The 19,509-nt window shown below is 51.9% G+C and carries 17 protein-coding genes, 1 tRNA gene, 2 rRNA genes and 1 other annotated feature; of the genes, 10 read left to right on the forward strand and 10 right to left on the reverse strand.

What is annotated here, in order from left to right:
- Positions 1–19: 19 nt before the first annotated feature.
- The 6 genes from NIM72_RS07785 to rluD all read right to left on the reverse strand — a co-directional run bounded on the left by NIM72_RS07785 (position 20) and on the right by rluD (position 9,738).
- Positions 20–2,927 (reverse strand): 23S ribosomal RNA (locus NIM72_RS07785).
- A gap of 230 nt (positions 2,928–3,157) precedes the next feature.
- Positions 3,158–3,232, reverse strand: a tRNA-Glu gene (locus tag NIM72_RS07790).
- Positions 3,233–3,320: 88 nt separating this feature from the next.
- Positions 3,321–4,860 (reverse strand): 16S ribosomal RNA (locus tag NIM72_RS07795).
- Together the 16S and 23S rRNA genes with 1 tRNA gene alongside form the textbook arrangement of a ribosomal RNA operon.
- A 473-nt stretch (positions 4,861–5,333) precedes the next feature.
- Positions 5,334–7,919, reverse strand: coding sequence for an ATP-dependent chaperone ClpB (gene clpB / locus NIM72_RS07800; RefSeq protein ID WP_202605109.1), 2,586 nt, complete (start codon positions 7,917–7,919; stop codon positions 5,334–5,336).
- Positions 7,920–8,032: 113 nt separating this feature from the next.
- The gene (gene yfiH, locus NIM72_RS07805; RefSeq protein ID WP_253419724.1) at positions 8,033–8,761 is read right to left on the reverse strand and encodes a purine nucleoside phosphorylase YfiH; all 729 of its coding nucleotides are present in this window, start codon (positions 8,759–8,761) and stop codon (positions 8,033–8,035) included.
- Entirely contained in the window at positions 8,761–9,738 is a 978-nt protein-coding gene (gene rluD / locus NIM72_RS07810) for a 23S rRNA pseudouridine(1911/1915/1917) synthase RluD (RefSeq protein WP_013358810.1), read from the reverse strand. Before rluD ends, yfiH begins: the two co-directional genes overlap by 1 nt.
- Positions 9,739–9,867: 129 nt before the next feature.
- On the opposite strand from rluD, the gene bamD reads away from it, so the two are divergent.
- The 4 genes from bamD to pheA all read left to right on the forward strand — a co-directional run bounded on the left by bamD (position 9,868) and on the right by pheA (position 12,616).
- Positions 9,868–10,599, forward strand: a complete 732-nt coding sequence (gene bamD / locus NIM72_RS07815; RefSeq protein WP_009086788.1) for an outer membrane protein assembly factor BamD — start codon at positions 9,868–9,870, stop codon at positions 10,597–10,599.
- Positions 10,600–10,881: 282 nt separating this feature from the next.
- Positions 10,882–11,217: a ribosome-associated translation inhibitor RaiA gene (raiA, locus tag NIM72_RS07820; RefSeq protein WP_161736779.1), complete on the forward strand. Its 336-nt coding sequence runs from the start codon at positions 10,882–10,884 to the stop codon at positions 11,215–11,217.
- Positions 11,218–11,305: 88 nt separating this feature from the next.
- Positions 11,306–11,430: a sequence feature (Phe leader region), on the forward strand.
- Positions 11,307–11,354, forward strand: coding sequence for a pheA operon leader peptide PheL (pheL, locus tag NIM72_RS07825; RefSeq protein ID WP_193555295.1), 48 nt, complete (start codon positions 11,307–11,309; stop codon positions 11,352–11,354). (Overlaps the previous feature by 48 nt.)
- A gap of 22 nt (positions 11,431–11,452) precedes the next feature.
- Positions 11,453–12,616 (forward strand): bifunctional chorismate mutase/prephenate dehydratase, encoded by a 1,164-nt coding sequence (pheA, locus tag NIM72_RS07830; RefSeq protein ID WP_253419727.1) that lies wholly within the window; start codon positions 11,453–11,455, stop codon positions 12,614–12,616.
- A 57-nt stretch (positions 12,617–12,673) separates the two neighbouring features.
- Here the strand turns inward: pheA and tyrA are convergent, their stop codons facing one another.
- Both tyrA and NIM72_RS07840 read right to left on the reverse strand, forming a co-directional pair.
- On the reverse strand, positions 12,674–13,795 hold the full coding sequence (tyrA, locus tag NIM72_RS07835; protein WP_161736781.1) for a bifunctional chorismate mutase/prephenate dehydrogenase: 1,122 nt from the start codon (positions 13,793–13,795) through the stop codon (positions 12,674–12,676).
- 5 nt (positions 13,796–13,800) lie between these two features.
- Entirely contained in the window at positions 13,801–14,880 is a 1,080-nt protein-coding gene (locus NIM72_RS07840) for a 3-deoxy-7-phosphoheptulonate synthase (RefSeq protein ID WP_161736782.1), read from the reverse strand.
- A gap of 288 nt (positions 14,881–15,168) precedes the next feature.
- On the opposite strand from NIM72_RS07840, the gene NIM72_RS07845 reads away from it, so the two are divergent.
- Complete coding sequence (locus NIM72_RS07845) at positions 15,169–15,705, forward strand: GNAT family N-acetyltransferase (protein WP_161736783.1); 537 nt, start codon at positions 15,169–15,171, stop codon at positions 15,703–15,705.
- A 209-nt stretch (positions 15,706–15,914) separates the two neighbouring features.
- On the opposite strand, the gene NIM72_RS07850 is transcribed toward NIM72_RS07845, so the two are convergent.
- On the reverse strand, positions 15,915–16,946 hold the full coding sequence (locus tag NIM72_RS07850) for a tyrosine-type recombinase/integrase (protein ID WP_161736784.1): 1,032 nt from the start codon (positions 16,944–16,946) through the stop codon (positions 15,915–15,917).
- A 66-nt stretch (positions 16,947–17,012) separates the two neighbouring features.
- Positions 17,013–17,870, reverse strand: coding sequence for a helix-turn-helix domain-containing protein (locus tag NIM72_RS07855; protein ID WP_253419730.1), 858 nt, complete (start codon positions 17,868–17,870; stop codon positions 17,013–17,015).
- Positions 17,871–17,991: 121 nt separating this feature from the next.
- Here NIM72_RS07855 and NIM72_RS07860 point away from each other — a divergent pair, with 121 nt between their 5' ends.
- From NIM72_RS07860 to NIM72_RS07880, 5 genes are read left to right on the forward strand one after another with little or no spacing between them, the layout of a single operon-like run.
- Positions 17,992–18,216 carry a hypothetical protein gene (locus tag NIM72_RS07860; protein ID WP_033786601.1) on the forward strand — a complete coding sequence of 75 codons (225 nt, stop codon included), beginning with the start codon at positions 17,992–17,994 and terminating at the stop codon, positions 18,214–18,216.
- Between the two features lie 35 nt (positions 18,217–18,251).
- A complete protein-coding gene (locus NIM72_RS07865; RefSeq protein ID WP_045139710.1) occupies positions 18,252–18,761 on the forward strand; it encodes a phage regulatory CII family protein in 510 nt (169 codons plus the stop codon).
- A gap of 4 nt (positions 18,762–18,765) precedes the next feature.
- Positions 18,766–18,963 carry a hypothetical protein gene (locus NIM72_RS07870; RefSeq protein ID WP_072044059.1) on the forward strand — a complete coding sequence of 66 codons (198 nt, stop codon included), beginning with the start codon at positions 18,766–18,768 and terminating at the stop codon, positions 18,961–18,963.
- On the forward strand, positions 18,948–19,142 hold the full coding sequence (locus tag NIM72_RS07875) for a phage filamentation protein Fil family protein (RefSeq protein ID WP_253419733.1): 195 nt from the start codon (positions 18,948–18,950) through the stop codon (positions 19,140–19,142). Before NIM72_RS07870 ends, NIM72_RS07875 begins: the two co-directional genes overlap by 16 nt.
- On the forward strand, positions 19,106–19,444 hold the full coding sequence (locus tag NIM72_RS07880; protein WP_253419736.1) for a DUF5347 family protein: 339 nt from the start codon (positions 19,106–19,108) through the stop codon (positions 19,442–19,444). Before NIM72_RS07875 ends, NIM72_RS07880 begins: the two co-directional genes overlap by 37 nt.
- Positions 19,445–19,509 lie beyond the last annotated feature (65 nt).

Below are 19,509 nucleotides of genomic sequence, written 5' to 3' on the forward strand. Positions count from 1 at the left end.
AAAACGCCTCTGGCGTTGTAAGGTTAAGCCTCACGGGTCATTAGTACCGGTTAGCTCAACGCATCGCTGCGCTTACACACCCGGCCTATCAACGTCGTAGTCTTCAACGTCCCTTCAGGACCCTCAAGGAGTCAGGGAGAACTCATCTCGGGGCAAGTTTCGTGCTTAGATGCTTTCAGCACTTATCTTTTCCGCACTTAGCTACCGGGCAGTGCCATTGGCATGACAACCCGAACACCAGTGGTGCGTTCACTCCGGTCCTCTCGTACTAGGAGCAACCCCCCTCAATTCTCCAGCGCCCACGGCAGATAGGGACCGAACTGTCTCACGACGTTCTAAACCCAGCTCGCGTACCACTTTAAACGGCGAACAGCCGTACCCTTGGGACCTACTTCAGCCCCAGGATGTGATGAGCCGACATCGAGGTGCCAAACACCGCCGTCGATATGAACTCTTGGGCGGTATCAGCCTGTTATCCCCGGAGTACCTTTTATCCGTTGAGCGATGGCCCTTCCATTCAGAACCACCGGATCACTATGACCTGCTTTCGCACCTGCTCGAGCCGTCACTCTCGCAGTCAAGCCAGCTTATGCCATTGCACTAACCTCACGATGTCCGACCGTGATTAGCTGACCTTCGTGCTCCTCCGTTACTCTTTAGGAGGAGACCGCCCCAGTCAAACTACCCACCAGACACTGTCCGCAGCCCGGATAACGGGCCTACGTTAGAACATCAAACATTAAAGGGTGGTATTTCAAGGTTGGCTCCACGCAGACTGGCGTCCGCGCTTCAAAGCCTCCCACCTATCCTACACATCAAGGCTCAATGTTCAGTGTCAAGCTGTAGTAAAGGTTCACGGGGTCTTTCCGTCTTGCCGCGGGTACACTGCATCTTCACAGCGAGTTCAATTTCACTGAGTCTCGGGTGGAGACAGCCTGGCCATCATTACGCCATTCGTGCAGGTCGGAACTTACCCGACAAGGAATTTCGCTACCTTAGGACCGTTATAGTTACGGCCGCCGTTTACCGGGGCTTCGATCAAGAGCTTCTCCTTGCGGATAACCCCATCAATTAACCTTCCGGCACCGGGCAGGCGTCACACCGTATACGTCCACTTTCGTGTTTGCACAGTGCTGTGTTTTTAATAAACAGTTGCAGCCAGCTGGTATCTTCGACTGGCTTCGGCTCGGGGAGTAAATCCCTCCACCTACGCGCCAGCGTGCCTTCTCCCGAAGTTACGGCACCATTTTGCCTAGTTCCTTCACCCGAGTTCTCTCAAGCGCCTTGGTATTCTCTACCTGACCACCTGTGTCGGTTTGGGGTACGATTCTGTGTTACCTGATGCTTAGAGGCTTTTCCTGGAAGCTGGGCATTTATCACTTCAGCACCGTAGTGCCTCGTCGTCACGCCTCAGCGTTAATAAGGGACCGGATTTACCTGGACCCTCCGCCTACACGCTTAAACCGGGACAACCGTCGCCCGGCTGATATAGCCTTCTCCGTCCCCCCTTCGCAGTAACACCGAGTACAGGAATATTAACCTGTTTCCCATCGACTACGCCTTTCGGCCTCGCCTTAGGGGTCGACTCACCCTGCTCCGATTAACGTTGAACAGGAACCCTTGGTCTTCCGGCGAGCGGGCTTTTCACCCGCTTTATCGTTACTTATGTCAGCATTCGCACTTCTGATACCTCCAGCATGCCTCACAGCACACCTTCGACGGCTTACAGAACGCTCCCCTACCCAACAACACATAGTGTCGCTGCCGCAGCTTCGGTGCATGGTTTAGCCCCGTTACATCTTCCGCGCAGGCCGACTCGACCAGTGAGCTATTACGCTTTCTTTAAATGATGGCTGCTTCTAAGCCAACATCCTGGCTGTCTGTGCCTTCCCACATCGTTTCCCACTTAACCATGACTTTGGGACCTTAGCTGGCGGTCTGGGTTGTTTCCCTCTTCACGACGGACGTTAGCACCCGCCGTGTGTCTCCCGTGATAACATTCTCCGGTATTCGCAGTTTGCATCGGGTTGGTAAGCCGGGATGGCCCCCTAGCCGAAACAGTGCTCTACCCCCGGAGATGAGTTCACGAGGCGCTACCTAAATAGCTTTCGGGGAGAACCAGCTATCTCCCGGTTTGATTGGCCTTTCACCCCCAGCCACAGGTCATCCGCTAATTTTTCAACATTAGTCGGTTCGGTCCTCCAGTTAGTGTTACCCAACCTTCAACCTGCCCATGGCTAGATCACCGGGTTTCGGGTCTATACCCTGCAACTTAACGCCCAGTTAAGACTCGGTTTCCCTGCGGCTCCCCTATACGGTTAACCTTGCTACAGAATATAAGTCGCTGACCCATTATACAAAAGGTACGCAGTCACCCCCGTAAAGAGGGCTCCCACTGCTTGTACGTACACGGTTTCAGGTTCTGTTTCACTCCCCTCGCCGGGGTTCTTTTCGCCTTTCCCTCACGGTACTGGTTCACTATCGGTCAGTCAGGAGTATTTAGCCTTGGAGGATGGTCCCCCCATATTCAGACAGGATACCACGTGTCCCGCCTTACTCATCGAGCTCACAGCGCGTGTGCTTTTGTGTACGGGAGTATCACCCTGTACCCTGCGACTTTCCAGACGCTTCCACTAACACACATGCTGATTCAGGCTCTGGGCTGCTCCCCGTTCGCTCGCCGCTACTGGGGGAATCTCGGTTGATTTCTTTTCCTCGGGGTACTTAGATGTTTCAGTTCCCCCGGTTCGCCTTGCAGCACTATGTATTCATGCTGCAATGATGCACAGAGTGCACCGGGTTTCCCCATTCGGACATCGACGGCTGTAGCGGTTCATATCACCTTACCGTCGCTTTACGCAGATTAGCACGTCCTTCATCGCCTCTGACTGCCTGGGCATCCACCGTGTACGCTTAGTCGCTTAACCTCACAACCCACAGGCGTTTTGCAACGCTGCAGACTGCAAGCATTTGAGAGACTCGAACGTGCCGCGTTTTTCATTCTTGTTACGGAGAATGAAAGCGACACGTCGTTTCAATTTTCAGCTTGTTCCGGATTGTTAAAGAGCAAATATCTCAAACGCGACCCGGCTGCTTACGCAGCCAGAACGGCTTTGAGATACTGTATGGAGACATCTTTCACCTGTCACCAAGCAGGTGGCGTCCCCTAGGGGATTCGAACCCCTGTTGCCGCCGTGAAAGGGCGGAGTCCTAACCGCTAGACGAAGGGGACACGATAGTGTCACGACTTCGCAGCCGTCCTGCTCATTACTTTTTATCAGACAATCTGTGTGGACACTGCGCGGGAAGGTATCTTCAGGTAAGGAGGTGATCCAACCGCAGGTTCCCCTACGGTTACCTTGTTACGACTTCACCCCAGTCATGAATCACAAAGTGGTAAGCGCCCTCCCGAAGGTTAAGCTACCTACTTCTTTTGCAACCCACTCCCATGGTGTGACGGGCGGTGTGTACAAGGCCCGGGAACGTATTCACCGTGGCATTCTGATCCACGATTACTAGCGATTCCGACTTCACGGAGTCGAGTTGCAGACTCCGATCCGGACTACGACGCACTTTGTGAGGTCCGCTTGCTCTCGCGAGGTCGCTTCTCTTTGTATGCGCCATTGTAGCACGTGTGTAGCCCTACTCGTAAGGGCCATGATGACTTGACGTCATCCCCACCTTCCTCCGGTTTATCACCGGCAGTCTCCTTTGAGTTCCCGACCGAATCGCTGGCAACAAAGGATAAGGGTTGCGCTCGTTGCGGGACTTAACCCAACATTTCACAACACGAGCTGACGACAGCCATGCAGCACCTGTCTCACGGTTCCCGAAGGCACTAAGGCATCTCTGCCGAATTCCGTGGATGTCAAGAGTAGGTAAGGTTCTTCGCGTTGCATCGAATTAAACCACATGCTCCACCGCTTGTGCGGGCCCCCGTCAATTCATTTGAGTTTTAACCTTGCGGCCGTACTCCCCAGGCGGTCGACTTAACGCGTTAGCTCCGGAAGCCACTCCTCAAGGGAACAACCTCCAAGTCGACATCGTTTACGGCGTGGACTACCAGGGTATCTAATCCTGTTTGCTCCCCACGCTTTCGCACCTGAGCGTCAGTCTTTGTCCAGGGGGCCGCCTTCGCCACCGGTATTCCTCCAGATCTCTACGCATTTCACCGCTACACCTGGAATTCTACCCCCCTCTACAAGACTCAAGCCTGCCAGTTTCAAATGCAGTTCCCAGGTTAAGCCCGGGGATTTCACATCTGACTTAACAGACCGCCTGCGTGCGCTTTACGCCCAGTAATTCCGATTAACGCTTGCACCCTCCGTATTACCGCGGCTGCTGGCACGGAGTTAGCCGGTGCTTCTTCTGCGGGTAACGTCAATCGGCGCGGTTATTAACCGCACCGCCTTCCTCCCCGCTGAAAGTACTTTACAACCCGAAGGCCTTCTTCATACACGCGGCATGGCTGCATCAGGCTTGCGCCCATTGTGCAATATTCCCCACTGCTGCCTCCCGTAGGAGTCTGGACCGTGTCTCAGTTCCAGTGTGGCTGGTCATCCTCTCAGACCAGCTAGGGATCGTCGCCTAGGTGGGCCATTACCCCGCCTACTAGCTAATCCCATCTGGGTTCATCCGATAGTGAGAGGCCCGAAGGTCCCCCTCTTTGGTCTTGCGACGTTATGCGGTATTAGCCACCGTTTCCAGTGGTTATCCCCCTCTATCGGGCAGATCCCCAGACATTACTCACCCGTCCGCCACTCGTCACCCGAGAGCAAGCTCTCTGTGCTACCGTCCGACTTGCATGTGTTAGGCCTGCCGCCAGCGTTCAATCTGAGCCATGATCAAACTCTTCAATTTAAGTTTGATTTGCTTAAACAAGTTAAGCGGTGCTCATCTGTAAAACGTCATAATGAATTTCATTATGTGTTCACTCGTGAGGCTTTGATATTTTTGTGCGTCCAAAGACGCTGATATCAATCCTGCGAGTGCCCACACAGATTGTCTGATAAATTGTTAAAGAGCAGTGCGAACAGTGCGTTAGCGTCCTGTCGCGAGGTGGCGTATATTACGCTTTCCTCCTGCAGAGTCAACCTCTTTCTCAGAAGTTTTTCTCCGGCGGCGCAGTCTCCTGTGCCTCTCAACCCGTTTCCCGTTTCCGGTTTGCCGTGTCAGTGGAGGCGCATTATAGGGAACGGCTGAGATAGCGCAAGTGCAAATCACAACTTTTTTACTGACCGTTCAATTTGCGCTCAAAAGGAGTAATAAATAAGCAAAAACCCCTCAAAAGGGCAAAAAAAACGGGCCAGAGGCCCGTTTTTCAACTCGCACCCTTACTGATGTGCAGTTATGACGTCGTTTACAACATCCATTTCGATGGTTTTACCCGGCACCAGCGAACCTGCAAGGATCTGCTGAGCCAGCGGGTTCTCAATCTGCTGCTGTATCGCCCGTTTCAGCGGACGCGCACCATAGACCGGGTCATACCCGTTCTCCGCCAGCAGTTTGATCGCATCATCGGAGATGTGCAGCTGATAGCCACGTTCATCCAGACGTTTGTACAACCGCTGCAGCTGAATCTGCGCAATAGAAGCAATGTGTTTCTCAGCCAGCGGATGGAACACCACCACCTCATCGATACGGTTGACGAATTCCGGACGGAAATGCTGTCCGACCACACCCATAACAATATCTTTCATTTCCGGATAGCTGAGATTGCCGAACCGTTCCTGGATTAAATCCGATCCCAGGTTAGAGGTCATGATCACCACGCTGTTACGGAAATCGACCGTACGACCCTGCCCATCCGTCAGACGCCCATCATCCAGCACCTGCAGCAGAATGTTGAAGACATCAGGATGCGCCTTCTCGACTTCATCCAGCAGGATTACCGAATAAGGACGACGACGTACAGCTTCGGTCAGATAACCGCCCTCTTCATAGCCGACATAACCCGGAGGTGCGCCCACCAGCCGCGACACTGAATGTTTTTCCATAAATTCGGACATGTCGATACGAACCATCGCATCGTCACTGTCGAACAGGAAGTTAGCCAGCGACTTACACAGTTCGGTCTTACCTACCCCGGTAGGGCCCAGGAACAGGAAGGAACCAATAGGCCGGTTAGGATCTGACAGGCCAGCACGACTACGGCGAATCGCATTTGATACTGCTTCAACCGCTTCATCCTGTCCGATGACCCGGCCATGAAGATCCTGCTCCATGCGCAGTAACTTATCGCGCTCACCTTCCATCATTCGCGCCACCGGAATCCCGGTCCAGCGCGCCAGCACATCGGCAATCTCCACATCGGTTACCCTGTTGCGCAGTAACTTCATGGTTTTGCCTTCCGCCTGAGTCGCTGCGGCCAGCTGTTTTTCCAGTTCAGGAATTTTACCGTACTGCAGTTCTGACATCTGCGCGAGATCGCCCTGACGACGAGCCTGCTCTAAGTTCAGACGCGCCTGCTCAAGTTCAGCTTTAATATTCTGCGTGCCGGACAGCGAGGCTTTTTCAGTCTTCCACTCATCTTCCAGCTCGGCGTATTCGCGCTCTTTCTGGTTCAGCTCAGTTTCCAGCATCTCCAGACGTTTGATACTGGCATCATCCGCCTCTTTCTTCAGCGCCTGCTGCTCCAGCTTCAGCTGAATAATACGGCGCTCAAGGCGATCCAGTGACTCCGGCTTCGAGTCCATCTGCATACGAATGCTGGAAGCTGCCTCATCGATCAGGTCAATCGCTTTGTCCGGCAGCTGGCGGTCCGCAATGTAACGATGAGAAAGCGTTGCTGCTGCGACAATCGCCGGGTCAGTGATCTGCACATGGTGATGCAGCTCATAACGCTCTTTCAGACCACGCAGAATGGCGATGGTATCTTCCACAGTCGGCTCAGCCACAAAGACTTTCTGGAAACGACGCTCCAGCGCGGCATCTTTTTCAATGTACTGGCGATACTCATCAAGCGTAGTGGCACCTACGCAGTGCAGTTCACCACGCGCCAGCGCTGGCTTGAGCATGTTACCGGCATCCATCGCACCGTCCGCTTTACCGGCTCCCACCATGGTGTGCAGCTCGTCTATAAACAGAATGACGTTGCCTTCCTGTTTCGACAGGTCACTCAGTACGCCTTTCAGACGCTCTTCGAATTCACCACGATATTTCGCCCCGGCCACCAGCGCCCCCATATCCAGCGCCAGTACCCGGCGGCCTTTCAGGCCTTCAGGGACTTCACCGTTAATGATGCGCTGCGCCAGCCCTTCAACAATCGCGGTTTTACCCACGCCAGGCTCACCAATCAGCACCGGGTTATTTTTGGTTCGGCGCTGCAGAACCTGGATAGTGCGACGAATCTCTTCATCACGACCAATCACCGGATCGAGTTTGCCCTTCTCGGCTCGCTCGGTCAGGTCAATGGTGTATTTTTTTAATGCCTGGCGCTGATCTTCAGCCCCCTGATCGTTCACGTTGTCTCCTCCCCGCATCTGTTCAATCGCACTGGTGATTTTTTCGCGCGTTGCGCCCGCGGCTTTAAGCAGATCGGCCAGTGCACCACGTGATTCAAGGGCGGCCAGAACAAATAATTCGGATGAAATGAAGTTATCATTGCGCTTCTGCGCCAGCTTGTCGCACAGGTTTAATACCCGTACGAGGTCAGATGAGGGTTGTACATCCCCTTCGCTGCCTTCAACTTGTGGCAGGCGATCGATGGCCTCCTCAATGTGAGCGCGAAAAGGCGTAACGTTGACACCCGCAGAAGTCAGTAAAGGTGAAACCGATCCGCCTTCCTGTTTGAGCAACGCGCTCATCAGGTGCAGAGGTTCAATGAATTGGTTGTCGTGTCCCAGAGCCAGGGACTGCGCGTCGGCGAGAGCCAGCTGAAATTTGTTAGTAAGACGATCCAGACGCATAATTCCTCCCATTACAGGTCAAAATGCTACTGGAGATTAAATGAGGTCATCCCTCAAATTTTCAAGGTTAATGACCTGAGATTTGAGTAAAAAACACGCTAACTGGACCGTCTTATGGCGTAAGGTTATAACAGCCAGATCAAAGTTGCCATACGCCCGGTGATCCCATCGCGACGGAAGGAAAAGAAATCGTCGCGCTGGGTGAAGGTACAACGGCTGTCGGCACTGATTGATTTCACGCCCGCTGCCTGCAGTCGCATACGCGCCAGCAGCCAGATATCAGCGTAAAATTTGCCGCCTGAAGGACGGAAAGCCTGCACGGCGCGAGGATCCTGAGCCATAAAGGCCTCACGTACTTCTGCACCAACTTCAAATGCATCCGGCCCGATTGCCGGACCCAGCCAGGCATGGATCTGATCCGATGGCGAACGAAACTGCGCCAGCGTATTTTCCAGTACACTCGCACAAAGTCCGCGCCAGCCTGCATGTGCCGCCGCCACTTCCGTCCCATCCTGCGAACAGAACAGGACCGGGAGGCAGTCAGCGGTCATGATGGCGCAGACGACGCCAGGCTGATCGGTGATACAGGCATCGGCACGCAATGGCGTACTTGCTCCTGCAGCCAGACGCACAACTTCAGTGCCATGAACCTGATCCAGCCACTGCGGCATCGCAGGCAAGCCCGCCTCTTCCATCAGCAACTGCCGGTTACGCGTTACCGTATCCGGATTATCCCCCACGTGCCCGCCGAGATTCAGTGCATCCCAGGGCGATGTACTGATGCCGCCCTGTCGCTGCGTCGAGCAGGCCCGAACGCGTGACGGAGCAGGCCATTGAGGCGTAATCAGATTCATCACCAGTTCATCTGGTCTTTGAATTCTTCGGTGTCTGCTTTTAACGCCGCGATCAGATCAACCATATCCTGTGGAAGCGCCGCATGGAATTCCATTTCAATCCCGCTGATAGGATGATACAGACGCAGCATGGTGGCGTGCAGTGCCTGACGATCGAAACCGCGCAGCGTAGTGATAAATGCCTCTGATGCGCCTTTTGGCGGACGCGGACGGCCACCATAAAGCGGATCGCCTACCAGCGGATGGCTGATGTGAGACATATGCACACGGATCTGGTGAGTACGACCGGTTTCCAGACGCAGGCGAAGACGGGTATGCGCGCGGAAGTGCTCCATGATGCGGTAATGCGTCACCGCCGGCTTACCCATCGGGTGAACCGCCATGTGGGTGCGTTTGGTTGAGTGACGGCTGATAGGCTGCTCAACAGTACCGCCCGCCGTCATATTACCAATCGCAACCGCTTCATATTCACGGGTGATTTCGCGACGTTGCAGCGAGTCCACCAGATGCGTCTGAGCCGGTACAGTTTTCGCAACCACCATTAAACCGGTGGTGTCTTTATCCAGGCGGTGTACGATGCCCGCACGCGGCACATCCATAATCGCTGGATAGTGATGCAGTAAGGCGTTGAGTACCGTACCATCCGGGTTACCGGCGCCAGGGTGAACCACAAAGTCGCGTGGTTTGTTGATGACGATGATGTCCTCATCTTCATAAACGATGTCGAGTGGCAGATTTTGCGGTTCCCAGCGCTGTGCCTCTTCGATCTCAGCGTCAATCGCGACCAGCTCGCCGCCCAGCACTTTTTCTTTAGGTGTATCGACCATGACGCCGTTTACTGTCACGCGACGGTCGAGGATCCACTCTTTTATGCGGGAACGTGAATAATCAGGGAACAATTCCGCCAAAGTCTGATCTAAGCGTTGTCCGAGTTGTGATTCGGATACCGTTGCGGTGAGTTGAACTTGTTGTGCCATATACAGCTTCTTCGTTAACGTTGGGTTTTCACGGCGATGCCGTTTAATATAATGTGCTATCGTACCTGGTCATTACCGGGAGCTATACGGACAGCTTCCGCCATAACATTTGAGGATAATCACTTCGTCATGACGCGTATGAAACATCTGGTGGCTGCTGCCACACTGAGCCTGGCACTTGTTGGTTGTTCCGGCTCAAATGACGCGGTACCGGACAGCCCGCCTTCTGAAATCTATGCTACAGCGCAGCAAAAGCTGCAGGACGGTAACTTTAAAGCTGCGATTAAGCAACTGGAAGCGCTGGATAATCGTTATCCGTTCGGTCCTTATTCGCAGCAGGTGCAGCTGGATTTAATCTACGCGTACTATAAAAATGCCGATCTGCCCCTGGCACAGGCTGCCATTGCCCGCTTTATGCGTCTTAACCCCACACATCCGAACATTGACTATGTCATCTATATGAAAGGTCTGACGGATATGGCGCTGGATGACTCAGCACTGCAGGGCTTCTTTGGTATTGATCGTTCTGACCGCGATCCGACGCACGCTCGTGATGCCTTCCGCGACTTCTCACAACTGCTGCGCAGTTACCCGAACAGCCAGTATGCGGCTGATGCTCAGAAACGTCTGGTCTATCTGAAAGACCGCCTGGCGAAATATGAGCTGTCAGTGGCGCAATTCTATACTAAGCGCGAGGCGTATGTCGCGGTTGTTAACCGTGTCGAAGGTATGATGCGCGATTATCCGGATACTCAGGCAACACACGATGCACTGCCGCTGATGGAAAATGCTTACCGCAATCTGCAACTGAACGCTGAAGCAGACAAAGTGGCGAAAATCATTGCAGCGAACAACAGCTGATAGCCCGGTAGCTTTTCAGCCATAAAAAAAAGCAGCCTGTGATGGCTGCTTTTTTTTGCTCAAAGAACAGTCATAAGTGGATCTGCTGCCAGCGAGCTAACTCATCAAGCATGCCGTGTTAATCGTTTCGCTTCAAGCCATTTCGGCCAGTTTCTCTGCCTTTCTCACAGAATGTTGTGACTGACAAAAAGTGACATTTTTTCGTGACCGAAATCTCACATTCAACGCTTTTTCGCGCTATGCTGAAAAGACCAAGACGGAAATGACAGAGAGGTAAGAAAGATGGTTCTGAACATTACCAGTAAACAAATGGACATCACTCCGGCAATCCGAAGCCATGTTGAAGACCGTCTCGCCAAGCTCGAAAAATGGCAAACCGACCTGATTAATCCACATATTGTCCTCTCCAAAGAGCCCAAAGAATTCGTGGCTGACGCCACTATTAACACACCTAACGGGACTCTGGTGGCCAGCGCCAAGCATGATGATATGTATACCGCGATCAACGATTTAATCGCGAAGCTCGAACGTCAGCTGAATAAAGTTCAGCATAAGTCTGAAGCGCGCCGCGCCAGTGCCAGCGTAAAAGACATTATCCCCGCCGACGAAGAGTCCTGATTTTCATAACGCGCCTCCGGGCGCGTTTTTTATTGACAGCTTTTAAGCAGTACGGTTACTCTCAGGTCACTCTTTTTTCGGACGTTCACATGAAACCTGATCTGTTTTTCTTCGCTTTCTTTTTTACCTTCCCCTGAACGGGAGGCTATTCGTCGTGTGAAAATGAAAGCGAAGACGAACAACGAAGCCTCCCAACCGGGAGGCTTTTTTATTGGATAGCATACAGGTGAGCCCTATGAATCCCGACAATCCATTGCTGGCACTACGCGATAAGATCAGCGCAGTGGATAAAAAACTTCTGACGCTGCTGGCCGAGCGTCGTCTGCTGGCAGTGGAAGTCGCACAAGCGAAACTGGCAACGCATCGCCCGATTCGCGATGTGGAGCGCGAACGCGCGCTGCTGGAGAATCTGATTGTGCTGGGTAAAGCGCATAAACTGGATGCGCACTACATCACCCGCCTGTTCCAGCTGGTCATCGAAGATTCCGTACTGACGCAGCAGGCATTGCTGCAGAAAAACCTCAATCATCCCCATGCACATGCCGCCCGCATCGCTTTCCTGGGTCCGAAAGGCTCTTACTCGCACCTTGCCGCACGCAACTACGCGTCACGTCATTTCGATAGCATGGTGGAGTGTGGCTGCCTGAAGTTTCACGACATCATTAAGCAGGTCGAAAATGGCGTGGCTGATTACGCCGTGATGCCGATTGAGAACACCAGTTCGGGTTCGATCAACGATGTCTACGATCTGCTGCAACAGACCAGTCTCTCTATTGTGGGCGAGCTGACCTTACCTATCGACCACTGCGTGCTGGTGAATGGTTCTACCGATCTGCAGCAGATTGAGACGGTGTACAGCCATCCTCAGCCCTTCCAGCAGTGCAGTCAGTTCATTAACCGTTTCCCGCACTGGAAGATCGAATATACCGAGAGTACCGCGGCAGCGATGGAGAAAGTGGCTGCGCTCAACTCACCTAAGGTGGCGGCGCTGGGCAGTGAAGCCGGTGGCGAGCTCTATCAGCTGCAGGTGCTGGAGCGTAATCTGGCGAATCAGCAGCAGAACCATACCCGCTTTATCGTGCTGGCCCGCAAAGCCATCGAGGTTTCAGATCAGGTGCCAGCGAAAACCACGCTGATTATGGCAACCGGCCAGCAGGCGGGTGCGTTGGTTGATGCGCTGCTGGTTCTGCGTCAGCACAATCTGATTATGAGCAAGCTGGAGTCCCGCCCGATTAATGGCAATCCGTGGGAAGAGATGTTTTACATTGATGTGCAGGGCAACCTGCAATCGGAGCGGATGCAGCAGGCGCTTCAGGAATTACAGACCATGACCCGCTCTCTGAAGGTACTGGGCTGCTACCCCAGCGAAAATGTGGTGCCCGCTGACCCTGGCGAATAAAAAGAATAAAAAAAGGCATCCAGCTGGATGCCTTTTTCATAGATGGATGGCTGTTATTTATGGGCGGCTGTCATTGGCCGAACGCAGCAGACTTCGGCTTTCGACCAGGAAGCGTTTTGCGTGATCGCCAAACCACTGTTCAACCCGGTTAAAGCTGGTGATAAATGCCTGCTTGTCGCCCTGCTCCAGCAGCGCAATCGCTTCACCAAACCGCTGGTAATAGCGTTTTATCAGCGCCAGATTACTCTCTGAAGACATGATGATATCCGCATAGAGTTGCGGATCCTGCGCGAACAACCGCCCCACCATCGCCAGTTCAAGCCGGTAAATGGGTGACGAGAGCGCCAGCAGCTGATCCAGATTGACGTTCTCTTCGGCTAAATGCAGACCATACGCAAAGGTCGCAAAGTGACGCAGCGCCTGTATGAATGCCATGTTCTGGTCATGCTCAACAGCGCTGATACGATGCAGACGCGCACCCCAGACCTGAATCTGCTCCAGGAACCACTGATACGCTTCCGGTTGTCTTCCATCACACCAGACCACCACCTGTTTTGCCAGGCTGCCGCTGTCCGGGCCAAACATCGGATGCAGACCCAGTACCGGGCCGTTATGAGCGGCCAGCATCGCCTGCAGAGGCCGGTTTTTCACTGACGCCAGATCGACCAGGATACAATCTTCAGGCAGTGGCGGCAGCTGAGCAATGACCTGCTCGGTCAGATGAATCGGCACGCTAATGATCACCATGCCGGCATCGCTAAGCAGTGCCCCAGCCTGTGGCCAGTCCTCTTTATCCAGCGTTTTAACCGTATAGCCAGATAGCCCGAGCATTTTTTCAAACAGCCGGCCCATCTGGCCCTTACCACCGACGATGACCACCGGACGCAGTTCAGGACAAAGGGTTTTAAAGCCTTTGTCATTCTCGCTGGTATAGGATTCCCGCATTACGCGACGCAGCACATCCTCAATCAGATCCGGTGGTACGCCGAGCGCTTCGGCCTCTTTGCGACGCGAAGCCAGCATCGACGCTTCACGCTCAGGCACATAGATAGGCAGGCCGTAACGGCTCTTCACTTCTCCTACTTCGGCCACCAGTTCCAGTCGCTTAGCCAGCAGATCCAGCAGCGCTTTATCAACACTGTCAATTTGATCGCGTAACGCGGTCAGTTCAGCCACCATTGCTCTTACACCTCTTGTGACAGACGCGCCGACAGCACTCCCTGCAGATCCTGATGCATTTCACGCAGCAACGTTTCGGTCACTTCCCAGTTGATGCATGCATCGGTTACGGAAACGCCATACTTCATTTCGCTGCGTGGCTGCTCAGAAGACTGGTTACCTTCATTGATATGGCTTTCCAGCATCAGACCAATGATAGAACGGTTCCCGTCTTTGATCTGCGCAATAGCGGATTCCGCTACGCCAGGCTGACGGCTGTAGTCTTTGTTCGAATTACCATGGCTGCAATCTATCATTAAGGCTGGACGCAGTCCCGCCTTGAGCATCTCTTTTTCACACTGCGCGACATCTTCAGGACCGTAGTTCGGCGCTTTGCCACCACGCAGGATCACGTGACCATCCGGATTGCCCTGCGTCTGCAGCAGGCAGACCTGACCAGCCTGATTGATCCCGACAAAACGGTGCGGCATTGCGGCAGCACGCATGGCGTTGATTGCCGTTCCCAGACTACCATCGGTGCCATTTTTAAAGCCTACCGGCATCGACAGGCCCGAGGCCATTTCACGGTGCGTCTGAGATTCAGTAGTACGTGCACCAATGGCAGACCAGCTGAACAGGTCGCCCAGATATTGCGGGCTATTAGGATCCAGCGCTTCAGTGGCCAGAGGCAAACCCATTTCAACCAGGTTCACCAGCAGCTGGCGCGCAATGTGCAGACCCGCTTCCATATCAAACGAGTTATCCATGAAAGGATCGTTGATCAGCCCTTTCCAGCCGACGGTGGTACGAGGTTTTTCAAAATAGACGCGCATCACGATAAAAAGCTGATCTTTCAGCTCTTCAGAAAGGGTTTGCAGACGACGAGCATAGTCCAGTGCCACTTCGGTATCGTGAATTGAGCAGGGTCCGCACACCACCAGCAGACGCGGGTCGCGGCCGGCAATAATGTCAGAGATGGTCTGGCGGGACGCCGCAACCTGATCCTGCTGTTCAGCGGTCAGTGGAAACTTCGCTTTCAGCTCTTCAGGCGTGATGAGTACCTGTTCACCGGCGATATGCACATTGTTCAGCGCGTCTTTTTGCATGATAGCGATCCTTTGGCTCGTATTAGCTAATTGGGGCTCCTCATCGAGGAATATAAATACTGTATCACAGGCAATACATAGCGCAATATTATATGTACACATTTATTACCACAGATCAAAAGTAACAAACAACGCCTTAATAAAAACCATAAATATCAATATTATAAAAAATAACCGCACTACAATAATTTCCGGTAATCGTAAAGTTAAGTTTACGATTAGCTTTATTGCGTTTCTGCCTGCTGCAGGCAAAATGAACATAATGTTTATTTTAATGCTGAGTCCATCATGCACGCCTCCCCACTTAACATCTATCTGCGACCTTTTGAGCTTAACGACGTTTCCGCGTTTACTGCTGCGGTGAATGACTCACTGGACAGCCTGATCCCCTGGATGGTCTGGGCGCATCACGATTATCAGCCTCACGAAGCAGAAAGCTGGATCCGCTTTACTCACTGGCAACGGATGAGGGAGGAGGCGGAAGAGTTTGCAATCGTTGATCAGCATGACCAGCTGCTGGGGGGCGCAGGAATACGCTTTGCCCGTCATCCGGGTGACACCAGCGCAATTGGTTACTGGGTTCGCAGTGATGCACAGCGTCAGGGAATCGCCAGCCGCGCGGTGGCCGCTTTGCTGCCGCTGGGGTTTTCACGCCCACAGACCCGGGTGATTGAGATTCTGGCAGCAGAGGATAACCTGGCCAGTCGGAGCGTGGCTGAGAAGTGCGGTGGTCAGTTCATTGGCTGTCGCTATGGCCTGATCGTATTAGAGAAAGGGCCGGTTAATACTGCGATTTATCATTTTCAGCGGCCGGCTGCCGGTTAGCTTCTGTCAGCTGGCTGCCATCAGGAAAAAAAAAGGGGCTGGCAGATGCCAACCCCTTGTTTGCTATTAACTTTTAGATGTCGCGTTAGCGATACCTTAGTTAAGACGCTTTTTCAAGACACTATTGATTCATAAGCTTTTTGTTTGTTAAACAGTAAGTTAAGCCTATATCTGGTGCAACCAAAGGCAAGCACGTACATGCTGAGTAGTCATTCTGTAGACATCAAAATGGCAAGAGGATTAAGGGCAGCGGCTTCCTCTAAATGGTCAGGGGCAAAGTGGGCATATTTCATGGTTTCACGTATGTTCGCATGACCGAGGATTCTTTGTAACACCAGAATATTTCCCCCATTCATCATAAAGTGGCTGGCAAACGTGTGACGCAATACGTGGGTTTTTTGGCCTTCTATAAGCTGGATTGTCGTGGTAGCGAGCATCTTCTTGAAGTCCTGATAGCATGGTTTAAACATCCTGCCTTGCCGTTCCTTCAGTTCATCATAAAGCCACTGCGGGATCGGAACAGTTCGGTTTTTCCCACCTTTAGTTTTAAAGAACGACAACTTGTTAGGTGACAGCTGCGAACGGGTCAATGTTTCTGCCTCAGTCCAGCGCGCACCAGTAGCCAGACAAACTTTGCATATCATCTTTAGGTCTGGCTTTCCGTAAAGCTCACAACCATTAAGAAGTTCAGTAATCTGCTTTAAGGTAAGCCAGGACATTTCTTTTTCATCTTCCCGGAACGTCCTGACACCTTCCAGTGGGTTTGGTAGAGACCATTCCCCTAACCGCTTCAACTCATTGAACACAGCCGCAAGATAGTTTTGTTCTCTATTAACCGTAATAGGCTTTACTTTCCATTTTGATTGGTCATCGTGATAACCGTTAGAAATCTCGCCCTTAAGGCGACGATCACGATAATGCGCCCAATCCTTTGCCGTGAGTTGAGAAGCTATCGGGTCTCCTAATCCGGCGCACACGATATCCAATTTAGCCTTCCGAGATTTGACGGCCTTGAGTGACTGCCCGTGCAAAGAGTCCCAAAGTTTGATCAATTCGCTGAGTTTTCTACGGTCCTCCTTTTCCTTTATCCACGGCTTACTTTCTGCCTGCGCCCGAGTGTAATCCTCAAAAGCTACTGCCTCACCTTTTGTTTCAAAGGATTTGCGTATACGGCGGCTACCTCGGCCATCCAGATAAAAGTCAGCAAGCCATTCGCCTGACGGTAATTTCTTGATTGCCATGTTATTCAACCCAAAGGTTTAAACTTTATTCATAAGCGCACTGACAGCTTAAAAAAATTTATCAGTCTATCTGATCTTTTTGATGACAAATTCTGCTTTACCTTTCGGTGTTACGTCTGATACTTGGCATTCAAAAGTTGCAGACTCACTAGACACTTTTAGCTTATTACCGGGAAGCCGGACAACATCATAAATGTCTTGAATTCCGTCTATGCTAATAAGCCATGTACCATTACTTAACGTCTGAGCGGAAGTATTTAAACAAAAAATATCCCCCCCTTTATCTACCATAATTTGATTATTAGCATCTTCTAAAAGTAATGAAGAATCTCCGCGCCAATACCCATTTTCAACTAATTGACCATTAGTTAGAAAATACTTATTAACTTTGGTGGTGCCGTCCTCAGAACCCGCCAGAGGGGAGTCCTCTGGATACATTGAGCCGTAACCTGTCGCTAACCAATATAGTGACACGCCGGTATCAAGGGCGCAGGCAATGACTACTTCGCCGGGAAAATGTTCTCTTCTAAGCCAGGCACTCATGGTGCCCGACGGTATGCCCAAGTGCTCTCCTAATTGCTTCTGCATAGTGAAACCATATGCATCCATAAGCCTTTTTAGAATGACCTTTCCACCTGATGATTGCATGGCTTCTAGCAGCCGTTCACCAGTAATCGAATGGCTAGTACTAACCTTGCGTTCTACTTTTGCATCATCACCATTTATGAGCCATCTTACATCTGCACCTGTATCTAAGGCACACATCACTATGTAATCGCCGGGGAGCTTGCCGCGTTTAATCCAGTTATGAACAGTCCCTACGGGCATTTTTTTTAGCTCGGCATAAGCCTGCTGTGTTCTAACACCATAAGAAATAAGGATTCTTGCCAGAATCTCACGTACATTTTCAAACAAGCCGCTCATAAAGCCCCTCGAAAAATCAATTGACCCGTTTACAACAGATCAATTGACCAGTATTATCCGTATCAAGTTAACAAATGCACGCCAATGCACCAGAGACACTACCAACTGGAGATAATCACTTATGAGTCCTCAAATTACAATACCGACCGGGCCGGATCTGATGACATACGAGCAGTTTGCGCAAGCCTATGGCTACTGCCTTCGTACCGTTAAACAGATGGTTGAAGACGGTGATCTGCTTGTTATGCCGCGTAAAAAAGCGGGTGGCGCAGCACGCATCAACATGGTTGCCTTCCGCGCGCGTTTGCTCGCTCAGGGTATCAATTGCCGCTATGTCGCTGCGTAATAACTTAATTATTTAAGTTGAGCAAAGGAATGACCATGTTTGATTTTAAGACTTCCACCCATAACCATTATGAAGACGCCTGCCGCAAGTTTGCGCTGACTCACAACATGCGGGAACTGGCGCAGCAAGCTGGCATGAAAGTGCAGACGCTTCGTAACAAACTGAACCCTGATCAGGTGCATCAACTGACTGTTACAGAAGTGCTGCTGCTTACTGATCTGACCGAAGACGCGACGCTGATGGATGGGATGCTGGCGCAGTTGCACTGTCTGCCATGCGTGCCAGTGAATGAACATGCCGCAGAAAAGTTTTCTGCTTACGTTCTCAACGCCTCCGCGCAGGTTGGAACGCTTGCTGCCAGTGCTGCAAATCACGCCAGCATTACGACCTCCTGCCGCCGCGGGATTGTAGAAGCAGCTAATACCGGCATTCGTTGCATGATGCTGGCGGCTCTCGCTGTACAGGCGCGTATTCATTCAAACCCTACCATCGCGTCAACTGTGGATATTGCAGGGGCAATCGGTTCATCAATAGGCATGAGCTAGGGCTATGAGTCAGGAATTTACCTATTTCTTTCGCTATCGCGGAAAGGAAATGTCAGTAGATGCCGAAAATGTCGCGCTTTATTACCCGTCTATTTCAGGCGACGGAAGTGGATTTTTTACACTGGTAAATGGTGAGCGTTTTCGTGGTGAAAATGTAAGAGAAATAAGTAAGGGGAAAAGTGAATTATGCCGGTATTTGTGAGGCTTTTAAAAAATCAGGCACCACCTCAGCAGTTAGCAGCATCAGGGCATGGGTGGATTGAAACGAAAGCAAGTAAGCGCTGGCACCCGGCAATCTCACAGGCCGAACTGCTGGCAGGATTAACGGGTAAGAGGAAAGAATCATGGGTTACAAAGCTGAAAGTATCACTGTTCAGATGAACGCGGGGCAGCGTGCCAGTGCGCTTAATCATATTTCTGCACTTCGCACCATGATGTTCGGCGATTGCAGCCACGAACTAAACCGCTTTATCGCAGACATGCGTAATAAGCGCGATCACCAGGCTGAACAGAATGGCCGCGCACTGAGCGCAATTTTCTTCCTGGCTAATATCAGCAAAGAACGTCACGGCGTTGATTTCAGTGAACTGACGAGTGACGAAAAAACGGCGCTGATTAGCGCAATGAATCACTTAAAAGCAGTCGTGAGTTTATTTCCAAAGAATCTGACGTTACCTAATTAATTAACCCAAAGAAATTAAATGGCGTAAACCCGCCGGGCATTTTTTTGCCCGAATTCAGGAGAAAG

Source organism: Pantoea sp. B550, from assembly GCF_024158165.1.
Classification (GTDB): domain Bacteria; phylum Pseudomonadota; class Gammaproteobacteria; order Enterobacterales; family Enterobacteriaceae; genus Pantoea; species Pantoea alfalfae.